Source organism: Flavobacterium sp. DW-iso2 (assembly GCF_058725285.1).
The window spans coordinates 16,432-38,116 of record NZ_JBZXDY010000009.1 but is presented as its reverse complement, the minus strand read 5'-3'; the positions used below and the strand labels follow the sequence as shown (position 1 = coordinate 38,116).

The following is a 21,685-nucleotide window of genomic DNA, read 5'->3' as shown; positions in this document are numbered from 1 at the left end:
CCTGTAAAATGGTTCTCGATACTTCGCAGCAGTTTTCTTTTGCGAACCGCTGCTCAGCACGAACTGAGGAATAGCAACATTTTATCGCATAAAAAAATCCCAATTATCTAAAATGATAATTGGGATTTTATATTATGTAAACTGACCACTAAAAAACGGATCACTAAACACTATATTACTTAACGTCCATTAATTCTACGTCGAAAATCAAAGTGGCGTTTGGTGGAATTGCTCCTCCAGCACCGCGAGATCCGTACCCTAAATGAGATGGAATCACAAAACGTGCTTTATCCCCTACGCGCAATAAAGCGATACCTTCATCCCATCCTTCAATTACATTTCCTTGTCCTAATGGAAATTCGATTGGTTTTTTTCTTGGATACGAACTATCAAAAACTTTTCCAGATTCTAAAGACCCTTCATAGTGAACCGAAACTGTTTTACCAGCTACAGCTTGTTTTCCTTCACCTCTTTGAATGAATTGGTAACGCAAACCGCTTTCTGTTTTTTCAAACCCAGCAGCTAATTTTTCCATTGCTGCTTCTGCATCTGCTTTCAAAGCGATATCACGTTTGTTACGCGCTCCCTTGAAAGTGATAAAAGCTTCGATAGCATTCCACTTTTCAGCTTCTTCTCCTACTCTTACGATTTCTACACTTTCTAGAACATCTCCTTGAGCGATAGCATCAACAACATCCTGTCCTTCTACCACATGTCCGAAAACAGTATGTTTACCGTCTAACCATGAAGTAGGAACGTGTGTAATGTAAAATTGAGAACCATTTGTTCCTGGACCTGAATTAGCCATAGCTAATATTCCCGGTTTATCATGTTTTAAACTTGGGTGAAATTCATCATCAAATTTATATCCAGGATCACCAGTTCCAGTTCCTTGTGGACATCCACCTTGAACCATAAAATCAGGAATCACTCTGTGGAATTTCAATCCGTTATAAAATTTTGTTCCTTGCGGTTTTACTTTATTTTCTAAGTTTCCTTCAGCTAATCCTACGAAGTTACCAACAGTTCCTGGTGTTAATTCGTGCTCTAATTTTACTAAAACCGACCCTTTTGCAGTGTTGAATTTAGCATATATTCCATTTTCCATTGTTGTATAATTTTTATTGAAATGCAAATTTACGAATTAATTTGTTATCCATTGATGCTTTCTAATGCTTTACGTTTGGATTTATAGGTATAGGCATACACAGAGAACGCTAATACTGATAATAATAAACACCCTAAGGTTACAGCATGCCAGCCACCCAATCGCCATAAAAACAATCCAAAGGCAGAGCCTGCAGCTGTTCCTAAAAAGCTAAAAGACATGAATACTGTATTCATACGGTTTCTCGCTTCAGGCATTATAGAATAAACACGAGTTTGATTTGATATATGCACCCCTTGCAAACCAATATCTATGAAAATAATCCCAAAAATGATTCCGACAACACTTGATCCTGAGAAATAGAAAATCATAAAACTAAAAGCAATTAACATACAGCCGTATCCTACTGCAATTCTAGAATTTCCTTTATCACTTAATTTCCCAACCAGAGGAGCTGCCAGTGCACCCGAAGCACCTACAATACCAAAAAGTCCTATTGTAGTACTAGTGAAATTGAAAGGTTCTGCCGAAAGTAATAAAACCATGGTAGTCCAGAAAGCGCCAAATTGAGCAAAACTGAATACATTAATTAAAGTCGCTTCACGCAATAAAGGTTGCTCCTTGATTAAGGTAAAAAGTGAACCAATCAGTTGTTTATAAGAGCCCTCAAAAACAGGTTTATTATAAGGAAATTGTTTTTTTATGATAAAAAATAATACCAGACATAATCCTGAGGCAATCCAAAACATGGCACGCCAACCAAGAAAATCTCCTATAAAACCACTTAAGGTTCTTGATAACAGAATTCCTACTAAGAGTCCGCTCATAATTGTCCCTACTACTTTACCTCGTTCTTCTGGTGCACTTAAAGAGGCGGCTAACGGTAAAATAAGTTGAGGAACAATAGAAGTGATTCCTATTAAAAGGGAAGCAATTTCTAAGATAAGATAACTTTGCGCTGTGGCTGCAATTATCAAAGCAATGACAGAGGCAAAAGTGGTATAAAGTATCTGACTTTTACGTTCTAACTTATCCCCTAGCGGAACCATAAAAAACAAACCAATAGCATAACCTGCCTGTGTGAGATAGGTTATTGTTCCAGCATCAGCATGGGGGATTTTAAATTCGTCTGCTATTAATATTATTAATGGTTGGCAATAATACAAATTAGCTACTATAAGTCCAGTAGCCGCCGCCATAAACAAGACATTCTTTTTTGATAAATTCATCGCGCAAAAATACGTTGTGTTTTTAGATTATTGTTTTAAACAAAAGCCAAATTTTAAGATGAAAATGGAAGTATATTAATTAAAAACACACTTAGAAGATTTTCTCATTTGAGGGTATTAAAAAATAGTTCAATTTAATTATTACTTTAGAGAATCAAGAGCTGCCAAGATATCTTTAGCCTCTGCTCTATTTCTATATTCAGCATCTAAAAACGTATAGACAATTACTCCTTTTTGATCAATCACATAAGTCGCCGCTAAGGGTAATTCATCTGATTCGTCACCATTAAAACCATGCAAATCAAATCCTTTTTGATATGTATCAGCAACAGCATCAGTCAATTTAAAAACGATACCATATTCCTTCGCTACTTTATTACCAACATCACTCAATACTTCAAATTGTAATTCGTGCTTTTCTACCGTAGACATAGATTTGTCAGGTAACTCAGGCGTTAAAGCCAATAAATTAGCTCCTTTTAACTGAATATTTGGCAATTGCTCTTGCAAATAATGCAAAGTCATATTGCAATAAGGACACCACCCGCCGCGATACCACGTTAAAACAACTGGCCCTTTTTTAAGATAATCACTTAATTGCACTTCTTTTCCTGTAGCGTTTGTAAGGATAAAGTTAGGTGCTATATCATGATTTTTCTTAGCGTTTACAACCACATTTTGACGTGTTACATCAGCAATTCCTTCAGCGTATATTTCTTTAATTTGTTCTGGTGCTTTTGCTTCCCACGCGTTTTTTGCATTATCTAAAGTTGCTTGTAGACCGTTTGTTATATTTTCTATACTCATAACTTATTGTTTTACTATTTCTCCAAAAATTCCGTTAGAGGCTCAATGAACTTGTCAAAACTTTCTATATGTGGCATGTGCCCAATATTAGGTATTTCAACAAGTTTTGAATTTGGTATTTTCTTTTGTGTTTCTTTTCCTAAAACAGCATACAATCCCATTGTTTTCCTAACCTCTTCATTAACTAAGGGTTTCCCCAAAGCGGTTCTGTCTCTGGTTCCGATGATTAATAAAGTAGGACATTTCAAATTCTGAAACTCATACACTACAGGCTGGGTAAAAATCATATCATACATCAATGCCGAATTCCATGCTACTTTTTTGTAATCAGAGTTCAAAGTCCACCCCGCCAAAAGATTAACCCATTTGTCATATTCTGGTTCCCATTTACCGTCATAATAACTGTCCATTTGGTATTTTCTGATTCCGTCATAACTCTGTTTTAATTCATTTTGATACCACCAATCAACGGTTTGATACGGCACTTTAAGCTTCCAATCTTCCAAACCTATCGGATTTTCAAGAATTAATTTCTCCGTTACTTCCGGATATAGTAATGCAAAACGAGTTGCGAGCATACCTCCCATAGAATGTCCTAAAACAGCTGTTTTATGAATCCCTAACGTATCTAAAATTTGTTTTGTATTTTGTGCTAATTGCTGAAATGTATATTGAAAATGATCTGGCTTATCTGACTTCCCAAAACCAATCTGATCTGGAACAATCACTCGGAAACCTTTTTTAGTTAAAGCAGTAATAGTCGTTTGCCAATAGGCTCCGTTGAAATTTTTTCCGTGAAGCAATAGAATATTCTTTCCATTATAATTGTCCGGCATCACATCCATATACTCCATTTTGAGTACTTGCTGTTGCACGTTTAAAGTTATAAAATGTACTGGAAACGGATACTCATAATTACTTAAATTGATATCCAACCATTTTAATTGGTCTTGTTGGGCAGAAGATCCTAGCGTTATAAGAAAGAGTCCTATCAAAAGTTTAAATTTCATTTTCAATATTTTTTATTAGAATTGTAAATTTAAGCAGAAGAATTCCTACTGGAAAACTATTAGGAAAACTTTACAATTTGGAAACCAAAACATAATTGCTAGTACATACGCTAGCCCAGATGGAAACGGCATCCTATTTTGTATCGTCTTTTTTTGGACGAGACACAATAGATATAGTGTACAGCTGGAAATTGCTCCTAAAAAAAATGGCATCCATTACGAATGCCATTTTAATTGGTAAAATTAGATTACTTATCAGAAAGTCCTGAATTTCTTAAATATGGTTCGATTTCCATATCGTGTCCTATGAATTGTTTGAAAGCTTCATTTAAATCTACACTGTTCCCAACTGATAAAATGTATTTTCTAAAACGCTCACTATTTTTTCTTGTTAGACCACCGTTTGCTTTCATCCAGTCGTACACATTATAATCTAAGGTTTTAGACCAAGTATAAGCATAATAACCCGCTGAATAACCTCCACTCCAAATGTGTGCAAAGTAAGGCGTGTGGTATCTTGTAGGCACTTCATTTACTAACAAACCATATTTTTCTAGCGCTTCGTTTTCAAAAATTAAAGCGGGCTTGAAATCTGCTTCGTTTTCAACACTATGCCAGTTCATGTCTAATGTGGAGGCCGCCAAAAGTTCAGTTACATCATAGCCTTTATTAAACGTTTCGGCTTTTTTAATTTTATCAATTAATTCCTGAGGAATCACCTCTTTAGTTTTATAATGAAGTGCATAATTTTTTAAAACTTCAGGATCTAAAGCTGCGTGCTCATTGATTTGAGAAGGAAATTCTACAAAATCACGTGGCACAGCCGTTCCAGAAAGACTCATATAATTTTGATTTGCAAATAAACCGTGTAAGGTATGCCCAAACTCATGGAACATAGTCGTTACATCATCGAAACTAATTAAAGAAGGGTTTCCGTTTACTGGTTTTGCAAAATTATAAACGTTTACAATTACTGGTTTTTGTTTTAAATAATGAGATTGATCTACAAAATTACTCATCCAAGCACCACCATTTTTATTGTCTCTGGTATAGAAATCTAAATAATAGATTGCCATTGATTTTCCGTCATTGTCAAAAACCTCATAGGCAACAACATCTGGGTGATAAACCGGCAAATCTTTGCGTTGTTTAAAGGTAATACCGTACATTTTTTTGGCTGCAAAAAACACTCCTTTTTCTAATACTGTTGTCAACTCAAAATAAGGTTTTATTTGACTTTCGTCCAAATCATATTTGGCTTTACGTACTTGCTCTGAATAAAAATTCCAATCCCAAGGTTCTAATTTAAATCCGCCATTTTGAGCATCGATTAATTCTTGTATTTCTTTTGCTTCAACTTTTGCTTTTGCAACCGCTGGACCAGCGATTTTTGCTAATAAGTTCATCGCTCTCTCTGGAGTTTGCGCCATTTGGTCTTGCAATTTCCACTCAGCAAAATTCTTTTTGCCCATCAAATTGGCTTTTTGCAAACGCAATTTCGCCATTTTTTCTAATACCTCGCGAGTATCGCCATCATCATTCTTTTGGGCACGTGTCCAAGACGATTTGAATATTTTTTCTCTAGTTGCTCTGTTAGTAAGACTTTGCAATAATGGTTGTTGGGTTGTATTTTGTAATCCTATTAAATACTGTCCTTCATGACCCGCTTCAGTTGCTTTTGCTTTTGCAGCAGCAAGGTCAGTTGCACTTAAACCATCTAAATCAGTTGCACTATCAAACAAAACGGCACCGTTTTTACGGGCAATCAATAATTTAGTACCGAAAAGCGTACCTAAACTGGCTAGCTCTTCATTAATTTTTTTCATTTTGTCTTTATCGGCATCAGATAAATTAGCTCCAGCAAGTTCAAATTCTTGCACATAGTACGTTGTTAATTTTTTATCCTCCCCTTTTAAAGTAGTAAGATCGATTGCTTTAAAGCGCTTGTACAATTTACTATTTAAATACATTTTATCGCTATGCGCCGAAAAGATAGGTGCATATTCCGCTTGTAAAGCTTGCAAAGTTGGATTGGTATTAGAACCAGTCAAATTATAAAACACACTTGTAGCTCTTTTTAAATCTACTCCCGAAGTTTCTAATGCTAACACAGTATTTTGAAAACTAGGTTTAGCAGGATTATCTGCTATTGCCATTATTTCTTTATCGTGAACTCCTAAACCATATTCAAAAGCTGGCTTGAAATCCTCCTCTTTAATTAAATTAAAAGGGGGTGCTTGATACTGCAGCGTACTTTTTTGTAAAAGAGGGTTTGTCATTTTAACCGAATTATTTTGTGCTTGAATCGTGTTTGTTTGTAATGAGGCCGCAAAAACAAGTATTGCGCTTGCCAGATTAATTTTTGAAAAGATTTGCATATTTTAAGATTGATTAATTTTCCAGCCATAAAAGTAGTTAAAAAAAACAGTTACTAAAACGATCTCATAACTATTGTTCGTCATTAACATACAATCCAATAGTCTATAAAGCAGTGAAAATCCCTTTCTTTTTTTCTCTAAAAAGAAAAAGATTGCTATCGCGCCTTTAGGGTGAGACTGCGATTAGCTTCTGAAAAAAAACTTTGTACCTTTGCGCCTTCAAACTTAGATATAAAATCATGCGCATTGATATTGTTACCGTATTACCTGAATTGCTAAGAAGTCCGTTTGAGGCTTCCATTATGAAACGTGCTATTGACAAAGGATTAGTAGAGGTTCATTTTCATAATTTACGGGACTACACAACTAACAGACAGAAAAGTGTTGATGATTACCCTTATGGCGGTGGTGCCGGAATGGTAATGACAGTGCAGCCTATTGATGCATGTATCACGCATTTAAAAAGCGAAAGAACCTACGACGAGATCATCTATATGTCACCTGATGGGGAAACCCTAAATCAAAAAATGGCAAATACCATGTCCATGTATGAGAATATTATCATCTTATGTGGTCATTATAAAGGAGTGGATCAACGCGTGCGTGACCATTTCATCACTAAAGAAATCTCTATTGGCGATTATGTTTTATCAGGAGGAGAACTAGGAGCATTAGTCTTGTCAGATGCTTTAATCCGATTGATTCCCGGTGTATTGAGTGATGAAACCTCAGCATTAACAGACAGTTTTCAAGATGGTTTACTGTCGGGACCTATATATACAAGACCTGCGGACTATAACGGATGGAAGGTACCTGAAGTTTTAACCAGTGGAAATTTTGCCAAAATCGACAAATGGCGCGAAGATATGGCTTATGAGCATACTAAAAATCGCCGTCCAGATTTATTGGAAGAGTAGTCCCTCTACCCCCAAAAGGGGGAACTTGAAAGCTACTAAGTAAATTGATTAGAACATTATAGAGGAAATGCTTTAAACTTTAAACTTTTTTAATTACTTTTGCGCCCACATTAGACTAACCTCTGGCGAGATCCGCGTATGTTGCTCTAATTCAAAACCATAATTAAAATTATCATGGCAGATTTAATGAAATTCGTTAAAGACGAATTAGTAGTAAGAAAAGATTTTCCTGTATTCGGAGCTGGTGATACTATCACTGTATACTACGAAATTAAAGAGGGTGAAAAAACTAGAACACAGTTTTTCAAAGGAGTTGTTATCCAAAGAAGAGGTTCTGCTAACACAGAAACTTTTACTATTCGTAAAATGTCTGGTGCTATAGGTGTTGAGCGTATCTTCCCTGTAAACTTGCCAGCTTTACAAAAAGTTGAAATCAACAAAAAAGGTGCAGTTCGTAGAGCTAGAATTTTCTACTTCAGAGAACTTACTGGTAAAAAAGCAAAAATTAAAGACAAAAGAAGATAGTAAAATATCTCTTTATCATAAAAGTCCTGACACTGTCGGGACTTTTTTTTTTGCTTTTATTTTGCTTTTATTTTGCTTTTATTTTAAACCTTAAATTCTGCCACAATCAATCATAAAAATAACATTTTGAGACCAACACGTTAGTTATCTTAAAAATCATAATTTATGTGTCAAACCGAGTCTGTTTTCGGTCTGATTTCCTTATATTTGCTATGCTTAATTTTTAAGCATAATATACATTTCACATCCTATTTAATAGGGATACGATTATAAAAATAAAAAAATGATACAAAAATCAAAGATTGTTTACACCTTGACTGATGAGGCGCCTTTGTTGGCCACTTATTCTTTTTTACCAATTGTACAAGCATTTACTGCAACTGCAGCTATTGAAATAGAAACGAAAGACATTTCACTAGCTTCTAGAATTTTATCTAACTTTCCAGAGTTTTTAAATGAAGACCAAAAAGTGAAAGACGCTTTATCTGAACTTGGAAAACTAGCCAATTCTCCTGAGGCAAATATTATTAAATTACCAAATGTTTCTGCATCAGTCCCTCAACTAAAAGAAGCTATTGCCGAATTACAAAAACATGGTTATAAAATCCCAAATTTCCCTGAAGACCCGAAAAGCGACGAAGAAAAGGAAATTAAAGCCAAATATTCAAAAGTATTAGGCTCAGCAGTAAATCCGATTTTACGTGAAGGAAATTCTGATCGTAGAGCTCCTAAAGCAGTAAAAAACTTTGCAAAAGCCCATCCTCACTCCATGGGAGCTTGGTCTGCAGATTCAAAAACAAAAGTAGAGGCTATGAAAGATGGTGATTTTTACGGAAGTGAAAAATCCATAACCGTTCCTGAAGCTACTGACGTAAAAATTGAATTCGTAGGAAAAGATGGCACGACTAGCATTTTAAAAGCTAGCACACCACTTAAAGCGGGCGAAATAATCGATAGTTCAGTGATGAACTTAAGAGCTTTAAAAAGCTTTGTTACTAATGCAATTGCAGAAGCTAAAAAAGAAAACGTTTTGCTTTCTGTACACTTGAAAGCAACAATGATGAAAATTTCAGATCCAATCATTTTTGGCGCTATCGTTGAAGTTTTCTTTGCAACCGTATTCGAAAAATACAAAACTTTATTTACTGAGTTGAACATTGATACCAGAAATGGATTAGGTGATGTTTATGCAAAAATTGCAGGTCAGCCACAACAAGCTGAAGTAGAAGCTGCCATTACTCAAGCAATTGAAAATGGTCCTAGTTTAGCCATGGTAAATTCAGATAAAGGAATTACAAACCTTCACGTTCCTTCAGATGTTATTGTAGATGCTTCTATGCCTGCAATGATTCGTACTTCAGGACAAATGTGGAACGCAGCAGGAAAATTACAAGACACTATCGCTTTGATTCCAGATCGTTGTTATTCTGGTGTTTATGAAGCAACTATTGATTTCTGTAAAAAGAACGGTGCTTTTGACCCAACAACCATGGGAAGTGTGCCAAACGTAGGTTTGATGGCACAAAAAGCAGAAGAATACGGATCACATGATAAAACATTCCAAATGACTGGAGACGGCGTTGTTCGTGTTACAGACACTAAAGGAAACATTTTAATGGAACAGCCCGTTGAAGAAAAAGATGTCTTCAGAATGTGCCAGGCCAAAGACGCTCCCATTCAAGACTGGGTAAAACTAGCTGTAAACAGAGCTCGCGCCACAAACGTGCCTACAATATTCTGGTTAGACGAAAACAGAGCACACGATAGAAAAGTAATTGAAAAAGTCGAAAAATATTTAAAAGAGTACGACACAATTGGTTTAGACATTCGTATTTTAAACCCTATTGACGCTACTAATTTCACATTAGAAAGAACTAAAGCAGGATTAGACACCATCTCTGTAACCGGAAACGTTTTACGTGATTATTTAACAGATTTATTCCCTATCCTAGAACTGGGAACTTCAGCTAAAATGTTATCAATCGTTCCATTAATGAGTGGTGGTGGTTTGTTTGAAACTGGCGCTGGTGGATCTGCTCCAAAACATGTTGAACAATTCACTTCTGAAGGGTATTTACGTTGGGATTCTCTTGGAGAATTCTTAGCCCTTGCCGTTTCATTAGAACATTTAGGCTCTGTTTATAATAATCCAAAAGCATTGGTATTATCAGAAACTTTAGATCAAGCTACAGAGCAATTTTTACAAAACGATAAATCTCCGGCCCGTAGAATAGGACAAATAGACAACCGTGGCTCTCATTTTTATTTAGCAATGTACTGGGCAGAAGCTCTTGCAAAGCAAACTAAAGATGCTCAGCTTAAAGCTATATTTGCTCCTATCGCAAAAGAACTAGAAGAAAACGAAGCGAAAATTAACGCTGAATTAATTGGAACTCAAGGAAGACCTCAGGATATTGGTGGGTATTACCAGCCTAATCCTGAATTAACAACTAAAGCAATGCGCCCTAGCGCTACATTTAATGCTATTTTAGCTAAAATTGCTTAATTCTATTTACTTGTTATTATATTTAAAAGGCAACCAGAAACGGTTGCCTTTTTTATTATTAATATTTTTTTAACCTTTGTTTAATAGCATTTCACTTACCGTTACTCCAAATTTGTAATTCTAAATAAATAGTATGTTTTTCAAGAAAATTATCATCTTAATTGTCGGATTCTTATTTACACTATCCTCCTATTCTCAAGATAAATTTACACTTAGCGGTGTAATTACAGATATAAAAAATAACGAAACACTTATTGGTGTGAATGTTTACATTCCTGAAATCAAATCAAGTACTACAACAAATGAGTATGGATTTTATTCGATAACACTTCCTGAAGCTACTTATACCGTTTTAATTAGCTACATCGGGTTTCAGATTGAATCTCAAAAAATAGAATTATCTGAAAATAAAAAAATGAATTTCAGTCTATCTGAAAGTGGTGAAATCCTTAAAGAAGTAATCATTACAGATAATAGTCCCCGTAGCGCTATTCGTTCTCCAGAAATGAGTCTCAACAAACTTTCCATTTCTGCTATCAAAAAAATGCCTGTTGTCCTTGGTGAAGTCGATGTCCTAAAATCACTTTTACTACTCCCCGGAGTAACGAACGCGGGTGAAGGAGCTTCTGGATTCAATGTACGTGGTGGTGGTGCAGATCAAAATCTGATTTTACTAGATGAAGCTACCATATTTAATTCCTCACATGTTTTTGGTTTTTTCTCCGTTTTTAATCCTGACGCCATCAAAGATTTAAAATTATATAAAGGAGGTATTCCAGCAAATTTTGGAGGTCGGGTTTCTTCCGTTTTGGACATTTATCAAAAAGACGGAAGCAGCAAAGGATTCCACATGAATGGTGGTATAGGATTAATCTCGTCCAGGCTTTTACTGGAAGGGCCATTAGTAAAAGACAAAGGCTCTTTCTTGATCGGCGGTAGAAGTTCTTATGCCCATTTATTTTTAAAACTTTCTGAAGATCAAAAAGATAATTCCGCTTATTTTTATGATTTGAATACAAAAATGAGCTACAAATTAAACCCAAATAACAACTTGTTTCTATCAGGATATTTTGGGAGAGATGTATTTTCATTAAATAAAAGCTTTACTAATATTTATGGCAATTCGATTTTGAATCTAAGATGGAACCACCTTTTCTCAGACAAACTGTTTTCAAACCTATCCCTTATCTATAGCGACTATTACTATGGATTGGATTTGGATTTCGTTGGATTCAAATGGGATTCAGGAATTAAGAATTACAATATAAAATATGATTTCAAAAATTATATTTCTGATAAATTCAAATTAAACTATGGTGTAAATGCCATTTACTATGATTTTAATCCAGGAACCATACGGCCATCTAATAGCGACTCAGGAATCAATTTCGACCAATTGGACAAAAAATATGCATTCGAACCTTCTATCTATATTAGTGCAGTTCAGGAAATTTCAACTAGGTTCTCTCTTTCCTATGGACTTCGATACAGTCAATTTTACAGATTAGGATCATCGACAGTGAACATTTATGAAAATAACAGCCCACTAAATTTCAATACGGATTTACAAATTTATGAAAAAGCAACACCTATAGGAACTAAATTCTACGACAAGAATGAGGTGATTCAAAGTTACAATAATCTTGAACCTCGATTCTCAGCTTCTTATCAGCTAAACGATGCACAATCAATAAAAGTAAGTTATAATAGAATGACCCAATATTTACAATTAATTTCCAATACGTCATCTCCTACCCCACTAGATGTATGGATGCCAAGTGATAATTTTATAAAGCCACAAATTGCAGACCAAGTGGCTATTGGTTATTTTAGGAACTTTAAAGAGGATAGCTACTCGCTGGAAGTAGAGACCTATTATAAAGAAGTCAAAAATAGATTGGATTATATTGATGGCGCTAATTTAATTGCAAATAAAGCCATCGAACAAATAGTTTTGAATGGTCAGTTAAGATCTTATGGATTAGAGCTCATGCTCCGTAAAAACGAAGGGAAATTAAACGGATGGATTTCCTATACTTTATCAAAATCAGAGCAACAAACTCCAGGAAGAACAGCAGAAGAGTCAGGTATAAACGGCGGTAAGTGGTACAATTCAACTTATGACAAACTACACAACATTGCGGTTACCGGTTCTTATAATCTAAATGAAAAATGGTCTTTTGGAGCTAACTTTGCACTTCAAACTGGGCAACCTGTCAGTTATCCAAATGGACAATACGAATACTTAGGTATTACTGTTCCAAGTTATGGACTAAGAAATGAAAACCGACTTCCTACCTATCATCACCTTGATATTTCTGCTACTTTGACCCCGAGAAAAAACGAGGGTAGAAACTGGAAAGGAGAATGGGTTTTTAGCATTTATAATCTATACAACAGGAAAAATGCGGCTTCTATTAATTTTAGAAGAAACGATGACACCGGAAATAATGAAGCTATAAAAACTTCTATTTTCGGGATAGTACCCGCCGTTAGTTACAATTTTAAATTTTAAGAACGGAAACGGAAATTAAAACAAATAACATGAAAAAAGCAATTCAATATACAGCACTATTATTATCCTTTCTCTTAATCAGTTGTGAAGAAGTTGTGGATGTAAATTTAGATACTGCCTCTCCAAAACTAGTTATAGAAGCATCTATCAACTGGCTTAAAGGAACCGACGGAAATTTGCAAACAATACAATTAACGACAACAACAGGCTACTTCAGCAATACAATTCCAGTCGTATCGGGAGCAACAATATTTATTACAAACAGCTCCAATGCCCAATTTAATTTTATTGAAACCCCTAAAACGGGAGAATACATTTGCAATAATTTTATACCCGTGATCAACGAGACCTATGTCCTAACGGTAATACACGATGGAGCTACTTATAACGCTACAGAAAAGCTAAAATCAGTATCCCCAATTTCTGAAATCGTTCAAAATAATGAAGGAGGATTTACTGGAAAAAATATTGAAATCAAAACCTATTATACGGATCCAGCTGACGAATCTAATTATTATCTATACAAATACATTTATTCAAACCAAAAAAAGAAAAATTATTATGCAGATGAAGATACTTTTTTTCAAGGAAATAAATTTTTCAGCATTTCACAAAGCGATGACTTAAAGGTAGGAGATGAAGTCACTGTAAGCCATTACGGAATTTCTAAAGCCTATTATAATTATATTAATGTAATAGTGAGCATTGCCGGAGGCAATGGCGGTGGACCTTTTCAGTCCCCACCTGCAACTGTTAGAGGAAATATTATTAATACCACTAATGCAGCTAACTACCCATTGGGTTATTTTGCTGTAAGTGAAACGGACACACGAACCTATACAATACAATAGTATCCTTAATCAGATTTTGATTAACTTTGCAAAACTGAAATTCGATTGCCTTTCAATCTAATTTTAAATTTTAAAAATAAAACCGAAATCTATTCTCTAAAATGTCCTCACACCACATCGTTCGCGACGACCAAGAACCCGCATTAATAATAGCAAATGGTGCTTCTTGCGATCCAGAATTACTCGGGCAATTATTAGAATGGTCACCACTAGTGATTGTACTAGACTCTGCTATGGAAAGAGTAATGAAACTCGATATAAAGGTCGATGTCTTATTAGGAGATTTTGACCGAAATTTTGATGCAGAGTCCTACAGAAAATCTCAGTATCCCATTGAAATCGTACATACCCCAGACCAAAGTAAAACAGATCTCGAAAAAGCCTTTGATTACTTGTATGAAAGAAAAATTCCTGCAGTAAATGTTGTTTGGGCAACCGGAAAACGCACGGATCATACGATAACAAATCTTACTAATATCGTTCGCTATCGCGAAAAATTAAAAATTGTAATTCTGGACGACCATTCCAAGGTTTTTTTATTATCCAAAAGATTCGAAAAATGGTACACTGCAAACACCCCTATTTCACTAATTCCAATAGGTCATGTTACTGGAATTCACTCTGAAAATTTATTTTATCCCTTAAAAGATGACAGTTTAACCATTGGTTATCGCACTGGTAGCAGCAACCACGTGGTAAAAGACGGGATTGTAATTATAGAACATGATGCAGGTGATCTCTTGATGATGGAGTGCAGTGATTAATTTTTAATTCCAAAAAAATAAAACAAATCTTTAGTAAATCACTAAAGCAACACTTTTTTACATAACTTGCTACAAATCTTGATTTTAAAAGAAATCGCCATATTTGCCTTGAAATAAAAGAAATGACACCTAAAAAGAATACTGAAAAAACAAATTTACACCCAAGAAATCAACACCGATTTCGATACGATTTTAAACTTTTAATAGAAAACTGCCCAGAATTAAAAGCATATGTTTCTATAAATGAGCACGATATTGAAACGATTGATTTTAGTGATCCAGAAGCTGTAAAGGCTTTAAATAAGGCATTATTAGTTAGCTATTACGATATTAATAATTGGGATATTCCCGCAAACTATCTTTGTCCTCCCATCCCTGGAAGAGCAGACTATATTCATTATATCGCTGATTTACTAGCTAGCAGTAATAATGGCATAATCCCAAAAGGCAATGCAATTCAAGGTTTAGATATTGGCGTTGGCGCTAATTGTATTTATCCAATAATTGGAAATGTAGAATATGGTTGGAGTTTTGTAGGAACGGATATTGATGAAAAAGCAATTGAGAACTGCAGTAAAATAATTGAAGCCAACCCAAAATTAGTTGATTTTATAAGCCTGCAACAACAAACTGAAGCTCGTTTTATTTTTAAAAACATTATTACACCTGAAGATAAATTTGCATTCACGATTTGTAATCCGCCTTTTCACAAATCACAAGAAGAAGCCACAAAAGCTTCTTTGCGAAAAGTGAATAATTTAGAATCTCGCGATTTTGCAAATAAAGCAACAAAGCCCATTTTAAATTTTGGGGGTCATAATGCGGAATTATGGTGCGAAGGTGGAGAACTAGGCTTCATTACCCAAATGATATATGAAAGTGCTAAATATCCTATGCAATGTTTTTGGTTCACTACTTTAGTTTCAAAGCAATCCCATCTTTCTAGTATCTATAAAACATTGAACAAGGTTAATGTTGTGGAAATAAAAACTATTGATATGGCTCAAGGCCAAAAAACAAGCCGCATAATTGCTTGGACGTTTCTGAGCGAAGGACAACAAAAACAATGGAAATTTGAATAATTAAAACTTTACCGATTAAAAACAAGCTTAAAACGACAAAGCCCTTTTTTACTATAAAAGGGCTTTGTCGTTTTTATTATATAAAAATTAAACCAATACGACCTACTCCTAAAAAAAAGATCAAATTCTACTACTAAAATGGAACTAAAAAGATTTATCCGCAAAAAAAAGACCGAAACAAAAGAATACAATAATACCCAAACTTAAAAATAACATAAAAATGCTGTTTTGTTAAAAATTAACATAAAAATAACATTTCCGCTATTTTAATTGTAAATTTGCTGTAAACTCAAACAATCCCAAACTATGAAAAAACTACTATTTATTTTAACCTTAATTTTTTCTGCAGGATTAACTGCGCAAGAGATTAAAGTTTCAGGAGTCGTAACAGACAACACAAAAGCCCCTTTACCAGGTACATCAATTCTGGTTAAGGGAACAACGAAAGGATCATCAACCGATGCCGACGGAAAATATGTAATATCTGCCGCTATCGGAGATGTTTTACAATTTTCTTTTATAGGATTTGAAAGTAAAAGTGTAAAAGTTACTGGAAGCACAGTAAATGTATCTCTAGCTGAAAGTGGAGAAACACTGCAAGATGTAGTGGTATTAGGATCGCGAAGTGCTGCAAGAACCGTTACGGAATCAGCTGTGCCTATTGATGTGATTAGTATGAAAGACATTGCTTCACAAGGACCACAAGCCAACTTAAATCAAATATTAAACATGGTTGCTCCATCTTTTACATCAAACACTACAACTGTAGCTGATGGAACGGATCATATTGACCCAGCTCAATTAAGAGGTTTAGGGCCAGACCAAGTATTAGTATTAGTAAACGGAAAAAGAAGACATACCTCTTCATTAGTAAACATTAATGGATCACCAGGAAGAGGGTCTGTAGGAACAGATTTAAATGCTATTCCTGCATTTGCAATTGATAAAATCGAAGTATTAAGAGACGGTGCTTCTGCACAATACGGATCTGATGCGATTGCTGGTGTAATTAACGTAAATGTTAAAAAAGCAACAAATAAGTTAGACATTAATATCTTAGGGGGAAGTCAAGTTTCTAAAGGTTCTAATGACCATAGAGGTGGTAACGATGGAAACAACTTACAAATAGATTTGAACTACGGTACGGGTCTTGGTAAAGAAAAAAGTTTCATCAACGCAACTGCGAGTTTTCAATTAAGAGGACAAACAAGTAGAGCAAATGATGTAACTGGTGGACTATTCAGTGCTTTTAATGCTATTGAACAAAGAGCTACAGAAGCTGATACTAATATCAATGCTTTATGGGGAAATATTAACAACACTCCTAATTCTGAACAAATACTTACTACTATTAAAACTTATGCACCGCAAATAAGTTATTTTACTGCAGGACAACAAGCATCAATTCTTGGTGCAACTTCGATAAGCTCTATGCAAACTGCATTAAACTTTGATGCAACTGCTGGAGAATTAGCTTATAGAAAATTAGAAAGAAGTGCTTTCAATATGAAGGTGGGACAATCATCATTACAAAGTGCGCAATTTTTCTTGAATGCTGCTTACCCTATCAACGAGAATCTTGAAGTATACGCTTTTGGAGGTACTAGTCATAGAACAGGTGAAGCTGCAGGTTTTTACAGAAAACCAAATCAATCAAGAGCTTACACAGCTTTATACCCTAATGGTTTCTTACCTGAAATTCACTCTACAATTAATGACATTTCTGCTGCTGCTGGACTTAGAGGTACAATCTTTAAAGATTGGAAATTTGATTTAAGTAATACTTTTGGTAGAAATGGATTTGATTATAACATCGAAAACACATTAAATGCATCATTGAGAGAAAACTCCCCTACTGAGTTTGATGCTGGTGGATTGGCTTTTTCTCAAAACACAACTAATTTTGATATATCAAGAAAAATTGACAAATTAAACGTTGCTTTTGGAGCAGAATTCAGACATGAAAACTTTCAAATTAAAGCTGGCGAGGAAGACTCATACAATCAATATGATATTAATGGAAATGTTGTAACAGGAACAACGCCTTCTAATATAAAAGTTACTGATTTTTACAACGGTGTATTAGGTGGTTACGCTGGAGCTATCTACGGATCAGCAACTACTGCTTACAACGGACAAAGAGCTGGTGGAGCACAAGTATTCCCAGGATTTAAACCTGTAAATGCAGTTGACAAAGGACGCAATAGTGGTGCTGTTTATGCTGACTTAGAATACGATGTAACTGAAAAATGGATGATTAACGGAGCATTACGTTATGAGAATTATTCTGATTTTGGTGGAACTACAAACTATAAATTAGCTTCTCGTTACAAACTAACAGAGAATATCAATCTACGTGGAGCAATTTCAACTGGGTTTAGAGCTCCTTCATTACACCAAATTTATTTTAATTCTACAGCTACTCAATTCGTAGGAGGTGTACCATTTGAAGTAGGAACATTTAGTAATGATTCACCTGCAGCAAAATTATTAGGAATTCCACAATTAAAACAAGAAGAGTCTCAAAGTGCAAGTATTGGTTTTACAGCTAAAATTCCTGAAACTAAACTTACGATAACAGCTGATGCTTATTTTGTTAAAATTGCCGACAGAGTTGTACTTACTGACCAATTTTCTAGACCTAGTTTATCAACTAGTAATGGAGGTGTTGCACCAAATTATTTTTATCCTACTGGAACTACACAAAGAGATTTGCAAAATCTTTTTGACAATGCAAACGCAACAGCTGCAACATTTTTTGCTAATGGAATTGACACAGAGTCGAAAGGTATCGATATTGTAATTAGTCACAAAGCTTCTGTTGGAAATGGATTAACATTAAAAACAGATTTATCAGGAACAATATCAAATACTCAAAAAGTAGGCGACATTCACGGTTCTCAAATATTAAAGGATAACGGACAAATTAACAGATATTTCTCTGAGACTAGTAGAATCTATTTGGAAGAAGCGGTACCTAGAGTAAAAGCAAACTTGACGAACTCACTTGCATACAAAAAATTCGATTTCTTTTTGAGAAACGTATATTTTGGTCAAGTAACAGATCCTAATATAGCAGATACAAACGGTGACGGGAAAATTAATGCAATTGTTGTAAATGGTTCTGCTGTTGAAAATGAACACCCAATTTGGTCTGGCAGAGTAATTACTGATTTATCTGTAGGATACAAAGTTTCAGAATCTACTAAAGTTGTAATTGGTGCCAATAACATTTTTGATGTTTATCCATCTAGAAATTTAGGACCGCAAACAATTGCTCAAAGAGCTTCTGGAGTTGACTCTAGTGGAAATGTTGTTTATTCCCCTACTACATCTTCAAATAATTCAATTGATCTATCAAACGCAAATCAATTTGTATATTCAAGAAACGTTTCTCAATTTGGACAAAACGGAAGATTCCTTTTTGCTAGATTAAGCTTTAGTTTCTAATAAAAAATATTTTATTTAATCAAAACCATCATGCGAACATGATGGTTTTTTTTTGGTTTTAACTTTCGATTAGAATGATTATAAACTTTGTAACTTTGCAGTTCTAAAACTTTTGTACCCCAATACCAATGAATTTCCAAGTAGTATCAGATTATCAGCCCAAAGGTGACCAGCCACAAGCCATTGAAAAATTAACCCAAGGGATCATTGACGGCGAGAAATTTCAAAACTTATTGGGAGTAACTGGTTCTGGTAAAACATTTACAGTCGCTAATGTTATTCAGGAAGTACAGCGCCCTACCCTAGTTTTAGCACATAATAAAACGTTGGCTGCGCAACTGTACTCTGAATTTAAGCAATTCTTTCCAAACAATGCAGTAGAGTATTTTGTATCCTATTACGATTACTACCAGCCCGAAGCTTTTATGCCTGTTACCGGAGTTTTTATTGAAAAGGACTTATCCATCAATGAAGAGCTGGAAAAAATGCGAATGTCAACCACTGCCTCGTTGCTTTCAGGACGAAGAGATATTTTAGTAGTTGCATCGGTTTCTTGTTTGTACGGTATTGGTAATCCTGTAGAATTTCAGAAAAATTTAATTCCTATTGAGAAAGGTCAAATCATTTCTCGAACTAAATTGTTACATCAACTAGTACAAAGCTTGTATTCCAGAACAGAAGCCGATTTTAATCCTGGAAGCTTCAGAATAAAAGGCGATACAGTAGACGTATATCCTAGTTATGCAGATGAAGCTTACAGAATTCATTTCTTTGGAGATGAAATTGAAGAGATTGAAAGTTTCGATACAAAAGATTCTAAGGTTCTTGAAAAATTTGACAAATTGACGATTTACCCAGCCAATATGTTCGTGACTTCTCCGGATGTACTGCAAGGTGCTATTTGGGAAATCCAGCAAGATCTAGTCAAACAAGTCGATTATTTCAAAGAAATTGGAAAACATTTAGAAGCAAAACGATTAGAAGAGCGTACTAATTTTGATTTAGAAATGATTCGAGAACTGGGCTATTGCTCTGGAATTGAAAACTATTCCCGTTATCTAGACGGAAGACTGCCCGGAACAAGACCATTCTGCTTGTTAGATTATTTTCCTAAAGATTATTTAATGGTGGTGGACGAAAGTCATGTAACCCTTTCTCAAGTTAGCGCCATGTACGGCGGAGACAGAAGCCGAAAAGAAAATTTAGTAGAATATGGTTTCAGACTCCCCGCTGCTATGGACAATCGCCCCTTGAAGTTTGAGGAATTTGAAGCGATGCAAAACCAAGTTATTTATGTCTCGGCAACTCCAGCCGATTATGAATTACAAAAAACGGATGGCGTAGTTGTGGAACAAGTCATTAGACCAACAGGATTATTAGATCCTGTAATTGAAATCCGACCAAGTTTAAATCAAATAGATGATTTGATCGAGGAAATTCATGCGCGTAGTGAGGTTGACGAAAGAGTTTTAGTAACTACCCTAACCAAGAGAATGGCAGAAGAATTAGCGAAATATTTAACAAAGGTTAATATTCGTTGCCGCTATATCCACTCGGATATCGATACTTTAGAGCGAATTGAAATCATGCAAGACTTACGAAAAGGAATGTTTGATGTTTTGATTGGGGTAAACTTACTTCGTGAAGGACTGGATCTGCCGGAAGTATCGCTTGTAGCCATTTTAGATGCCGACAAAGAGGGATTTCTACGTAGCCATCGGTCGTTGACGCAAACTATCGGTCGAGCCGCCAGAAACCTTAACGGAAAGGCGATTATGTATGCCGATAAAATCACTGCCAGCATGCAAAAAACAATTGACGAAACCGATTACCGCAGAACAAAGCAAATTATTTTTAATACAGAAAACAACCAAGTTCCACAAGCGCTAAACAAAAAAATTGAGAGCGCTTTTACTAAAAATCCTTTGGCGGATTACGAATTAGGACTCACTTTAAATGCGGCTGCCGAATCAGAAACAGAATATCTATCGAAAGCAGAAGTAGAAAAGCGCATTCGTGAAAAAAGAAAGGCAATGGAGAAAGCTGCAAAAGATTTGGACTTTATGCAAGCGGCTAAATTACGTGATGACATCAAAAAATTACAAGAACAGCTTACCTAGTTACGTTCTTCTCTAAAAATTCTCAATAACACATCAGCAGGAATGGCCGTATTGGGAGCTTTTTCTATTTTTTTTACCACAAGTTTGGCAGACTCAGGATTCAATCCCATACGTATTGCAATTTGTTTAACGGCCGTAGCTTCCTTACCGTGCAAAATCGCATCGCTATGCATTAATAATGCCAATCTATAAAATTGTTGAATTCTTTGAAGTTCATTCTTAATAGGCAATTTTGGTAATTCCTGATGAAATAAATCGTTAAATCCTCCTTTTTCGATATTCAAATCATTAGCAATTAGAAACAAAAATTCATATTCTTTTTTATGTAAATGACCATCAACTGTTGAAAAAGAAATCATTTCTAAAAGTAGCCTCTTTTTTTCTTCGTACATATTCATCAAATTATTAATTTTAGCTAAAATA

15 protein-coding genes are annotated in these 21,685 nt (G+C 35.0%); 9 read left to right on the top strand and 6 right to left on the bottom strand.

Going from position 1 to position 21,685, the window contains the following annotated elements; translation table 11 throughout:
• Positions 1–175 precede the first annotated feature (175 nt).
• The 5 genes from AC4PRO_RS08325 to AC4PRO_RS08305 form a co-directional block, all read right to left on the bottom strand.
• Positions 176–1,108 (bottom strand): peptidylprolyl isomerase, encoded by a 933-nt coding sequence (locus AC4PRO_RS08325; RefSeq protein WP_074723941.1) that lies wholly within the window; start codon positions 1,106–1,108, stop codon positions 176–178.
• Positions 1,109–1,152: 44 nt separating this feature from the next.
• Positions 1,153–2,337, bottom strand: coding sequence for an MFS transporter (locus AC4PRO_RS08320; RefSeq protein WP_492117012.1), 1,185 nt, complete (start codon positions 2,335–2,337; stop codon positions 1,153–1,155).
• Positions 2,338–2,478: 141 nt separating this feature from the next.
• Positions 2,479–3,144 carry a peroxiredoxin-like family protein gene (locus AC4PRO_RS08315; protein ID WP_492117011.1) on the bottom strand — a complete coding sequence of 222 codons (666 nt, stop codon included), beginning with the start codon at positions 3,142–3,144 and terminating at the stop codon, positions 2,479–2,481.
• Positions 3,145–3,158: 14 nt separating this feature from the next.
• Positions 3,159–4,154, bottom strand: a complete 996-nt coding sequence (locus AC4PRO_RS08310; protein ID WP_492117010.1) for an alpha/beta fold hydrolase — start codon at positions 4,152–4,154, stop codon at positions 3,159–3,161.
• Positions 4,155–4,402: 248 nt separating this feature from the next.
• On the bottom strand, positions 4,403–6,532 hold the full coding sequence (locus AC4PRO_RS08305; protein ID WP_492117009.1) for a M3 family metallopeptidase: 2,130 nt from the start codon (positions 6,530–6,532) through the stop codon (positions 4,403–4,405).
• 239 nt (positions 6,533–6,771) lie between these two features.
• On the opposite strand from AC4PRO_RS08305, the gene trmD reads away from it, so the two are divergent.
• The 9 genes from trmD to uvrB all read left to right on the top strand — a co-directional run bounded on the left by trmD (position 6,772) and on the right by uvrB (position 21,262).
• Entirely contained in the window at positions 6,772–7,449 is a 678-nt protein-coding gene (gene trmD, locus AC4PRO_RS08300) for a tRNA (guanosine(37)-N1)-methyltransferase TrmD (protein ID WP_074723946.1), read from the top strand.
• Between the two features lie 174 nt (positions 7,450–7,623).
• Complete coding sequence (rplS, locus tag AC4PRO_RS08295) at positions 7,624–7,974, top strand: 50S ribosomal protein L19 (protein ID WP_074723947.1); 351 nt, start codon at positions 7,624–7,626, stop codon at positions 7,972–7,974.
• 283 nt (positions 7,975–8,257) lie between these two features.
• Entirely contained in the window at positions 8,258–10,480 is a 2,223-nt protein-coding gene (locus tag AC4PRO_RS08290) for an NADP-dependent isocitrate dehydrogenase (protein WP_492117008.1), read from the top strand.
• Between the two features lie 133 nt (positions 10,481–10,613).
• Entirely contained in the window at positions 10,614–12,995 is a 2,382-nt protein-coding gene (locus tag AC4PRO_RS08285; RefSeq protein WP_492117007.1) for a TonB-dependent receptor, read from the top strand.
• Between the two features lie 29 nt (positions 12,996–13,024).
• Positions 13,025–13,846, top strand: coding sequence for a DUF4249 family protein (locus AC4PRO_RS08280; RefSeq protein ID WP_492117006.1), 822 nt, complete (start codon positions 13,025–13,027; stop codon positions 13,844–13,846).
• Between the two features lie 101 nt (positions 13,847–13,947).
• On the top strand, positions 13,948–14,610 hold the full coding sequence (locus tag AC4PRO_RS08275; protein ID WP_074723951.1) for a thiamine diphosphokinase: 663 nt from the start codon (positions 13,948–13,950) through the stop codon (positions 14,608–14,610).
• A gap of 122 nt (positions 14,611–14,732) precedes the next feature.
• Complete coding sequence (rlmF, locus tag AC4PRO_RS08270) at positions 14,733–15,692, top strand: 23S rRNA (adenine(1618)-N(6))-methyltransferase RlmF (RefSeq protein ID WP_492117005.1); 960 nt, start codon at positions 14,733–14,735, stop codon at positions 15,690–15,692.
• A 306-nt stretch (positions 15,693–15,998) separates the two neighbouring features.
• Complete coding sequence (locus AC4PRO_RS08265) at positions 15,999–19,142, top strand: TonB-dependent receptor (protein WP_492117004.1); 3,144 nt, start codon at positions 15,999–16,001, stop codon at positions 19,140–19,142.
• Positions 19,143–19,270: 128 nt separating this feature from the next.
• On the top strand, positions 19,271–21,262 hold the full coding sequence (gene uvrB, locus AC4PRO_RS08260; protein WP_492117003.1) for an excinuclease ABC subunit UvrB: 1,992 nt from the start codon (positions 19,271–19,273) through the stop codon (positions 21,260–21,262).
• Here the strand turns inward: uvrB and AC4PRO_RS08255 are convergent.
• Positions 21,259–21,660 carry an excinuclease ABC subunit B gene (locus AC4PRO_RS08255; protein ID WP_492117002.1) on the bottom strand — a complete coding sequence of 134 codons (402 nt, stop codon included), beginning with the start codon at positions 21,658–21,660 and terminating at the stop codon, positions 21,259–21,261. The genes uvrB and AC4PRO_RS08255 overlap by 4 nt on opposite strands.
• Positions 21,661–21,685 lie beyond the last annotated feature (25 nt).

Coding starts and splice junctions, on each gene's coding strand:
- AC4PRO_RS08290 (WP_492117008.1), top strand. CDS start 8,258: ATGATACAAAAATCAAAGATTGTTTACACCTTGACTGATGAGGCGCCT.
- AC4PRO_RS08320 (WP_492117012.1), bottom strand. CDS start 2,337: ATGAATTTATCAAAAAAGAATGTCTTGTTTATGGCGGCGGCTACTGGA.
- AC4PRO_RS08310 (WP_492117010.1), bottom strand. CDS start 4,154: ATGAAATTTAAACTTTTGATAGGACTCTTTCTTATAACGCTAGGATCT.
- AC4PRO_RS08255 (WP_492117002.1), bottom strand. CDS start 21,660: ATGAATATGTACGAAGAAAAAAAGAGGCTACTTTTAGAAATGATTTCT.
- AC4PRO_RS08325 (WP_074723941.1), bottom strand. CDS start 1,108: ATGGAAAATGGAATATATGCTAAATTCAACACTGCAAAAGGGTCGGTT.
- AC4PRO_RS08285 (WP_492117007.1), top strand. CDS start 10,614: ATGTTTTTCAAGAAAATTATCATCTTAATTGTCGGATTCTTATTTACA.
- trmD (WP_074723946.1), top strand. CDS start 6,772: ATGCGCATTGATATTGTTACCGTATTACCTGAATTGCTAAGAAGTCCG.
- AC4PRO_RS08265 (WP_492117004.1), top strand. CDS start 15,999: ATGAAAAAACTACTATTTATTTTAACCTTAATTTTTTCTGCAGGATTA.
- AC4PRO_RS08305 (WP_492117009.1), bottom strand. CDS start 6,532: ATGCAAATCTTTTCAAAAATTAATCTGGCAAGCGCAATACTTGTTTTT.
- rplS (WP_074723947.1), top strand. CDS start 7,624: ATGGCAGATTTAATGAAATTCGTTAAAGACGAATTAGTAGTAAGAAAA.
- AC4PRO_RS08315 (WP_492117011.1), bottom strand. CDS start 3,144: ATGAGTATAGAAAATATAACAAACGGTCTACAAGCAACTTTAGATAAT.
- AC4PRO_RS08275 (WP_074723951.1), top strand. CDS start 13,948: ATGTCCTCACACCACATCGTTCGCGACGACCAAGAACCCGCATTAATA.
- AC4PRO_RS08280 (WP_492117006.1), top strand. CDS start 13,025: ATGAAAAAAGCAATTCAATATACAGCACTATTATTATCCTTTCTCTTA.
- rlmF (WP_492117005.1), top strand. CDS start 14,733: ATGACACCTAAAAAGAATACTGAAAAAACAAATTTACACCCAAGAAAT.
- uvrB (WP_492117003.1), top strand. CDS start 19,271: ATGAATTTCCAAGTAGTATCAGATTATCAGCCCAAAGGTGACCAGCCA.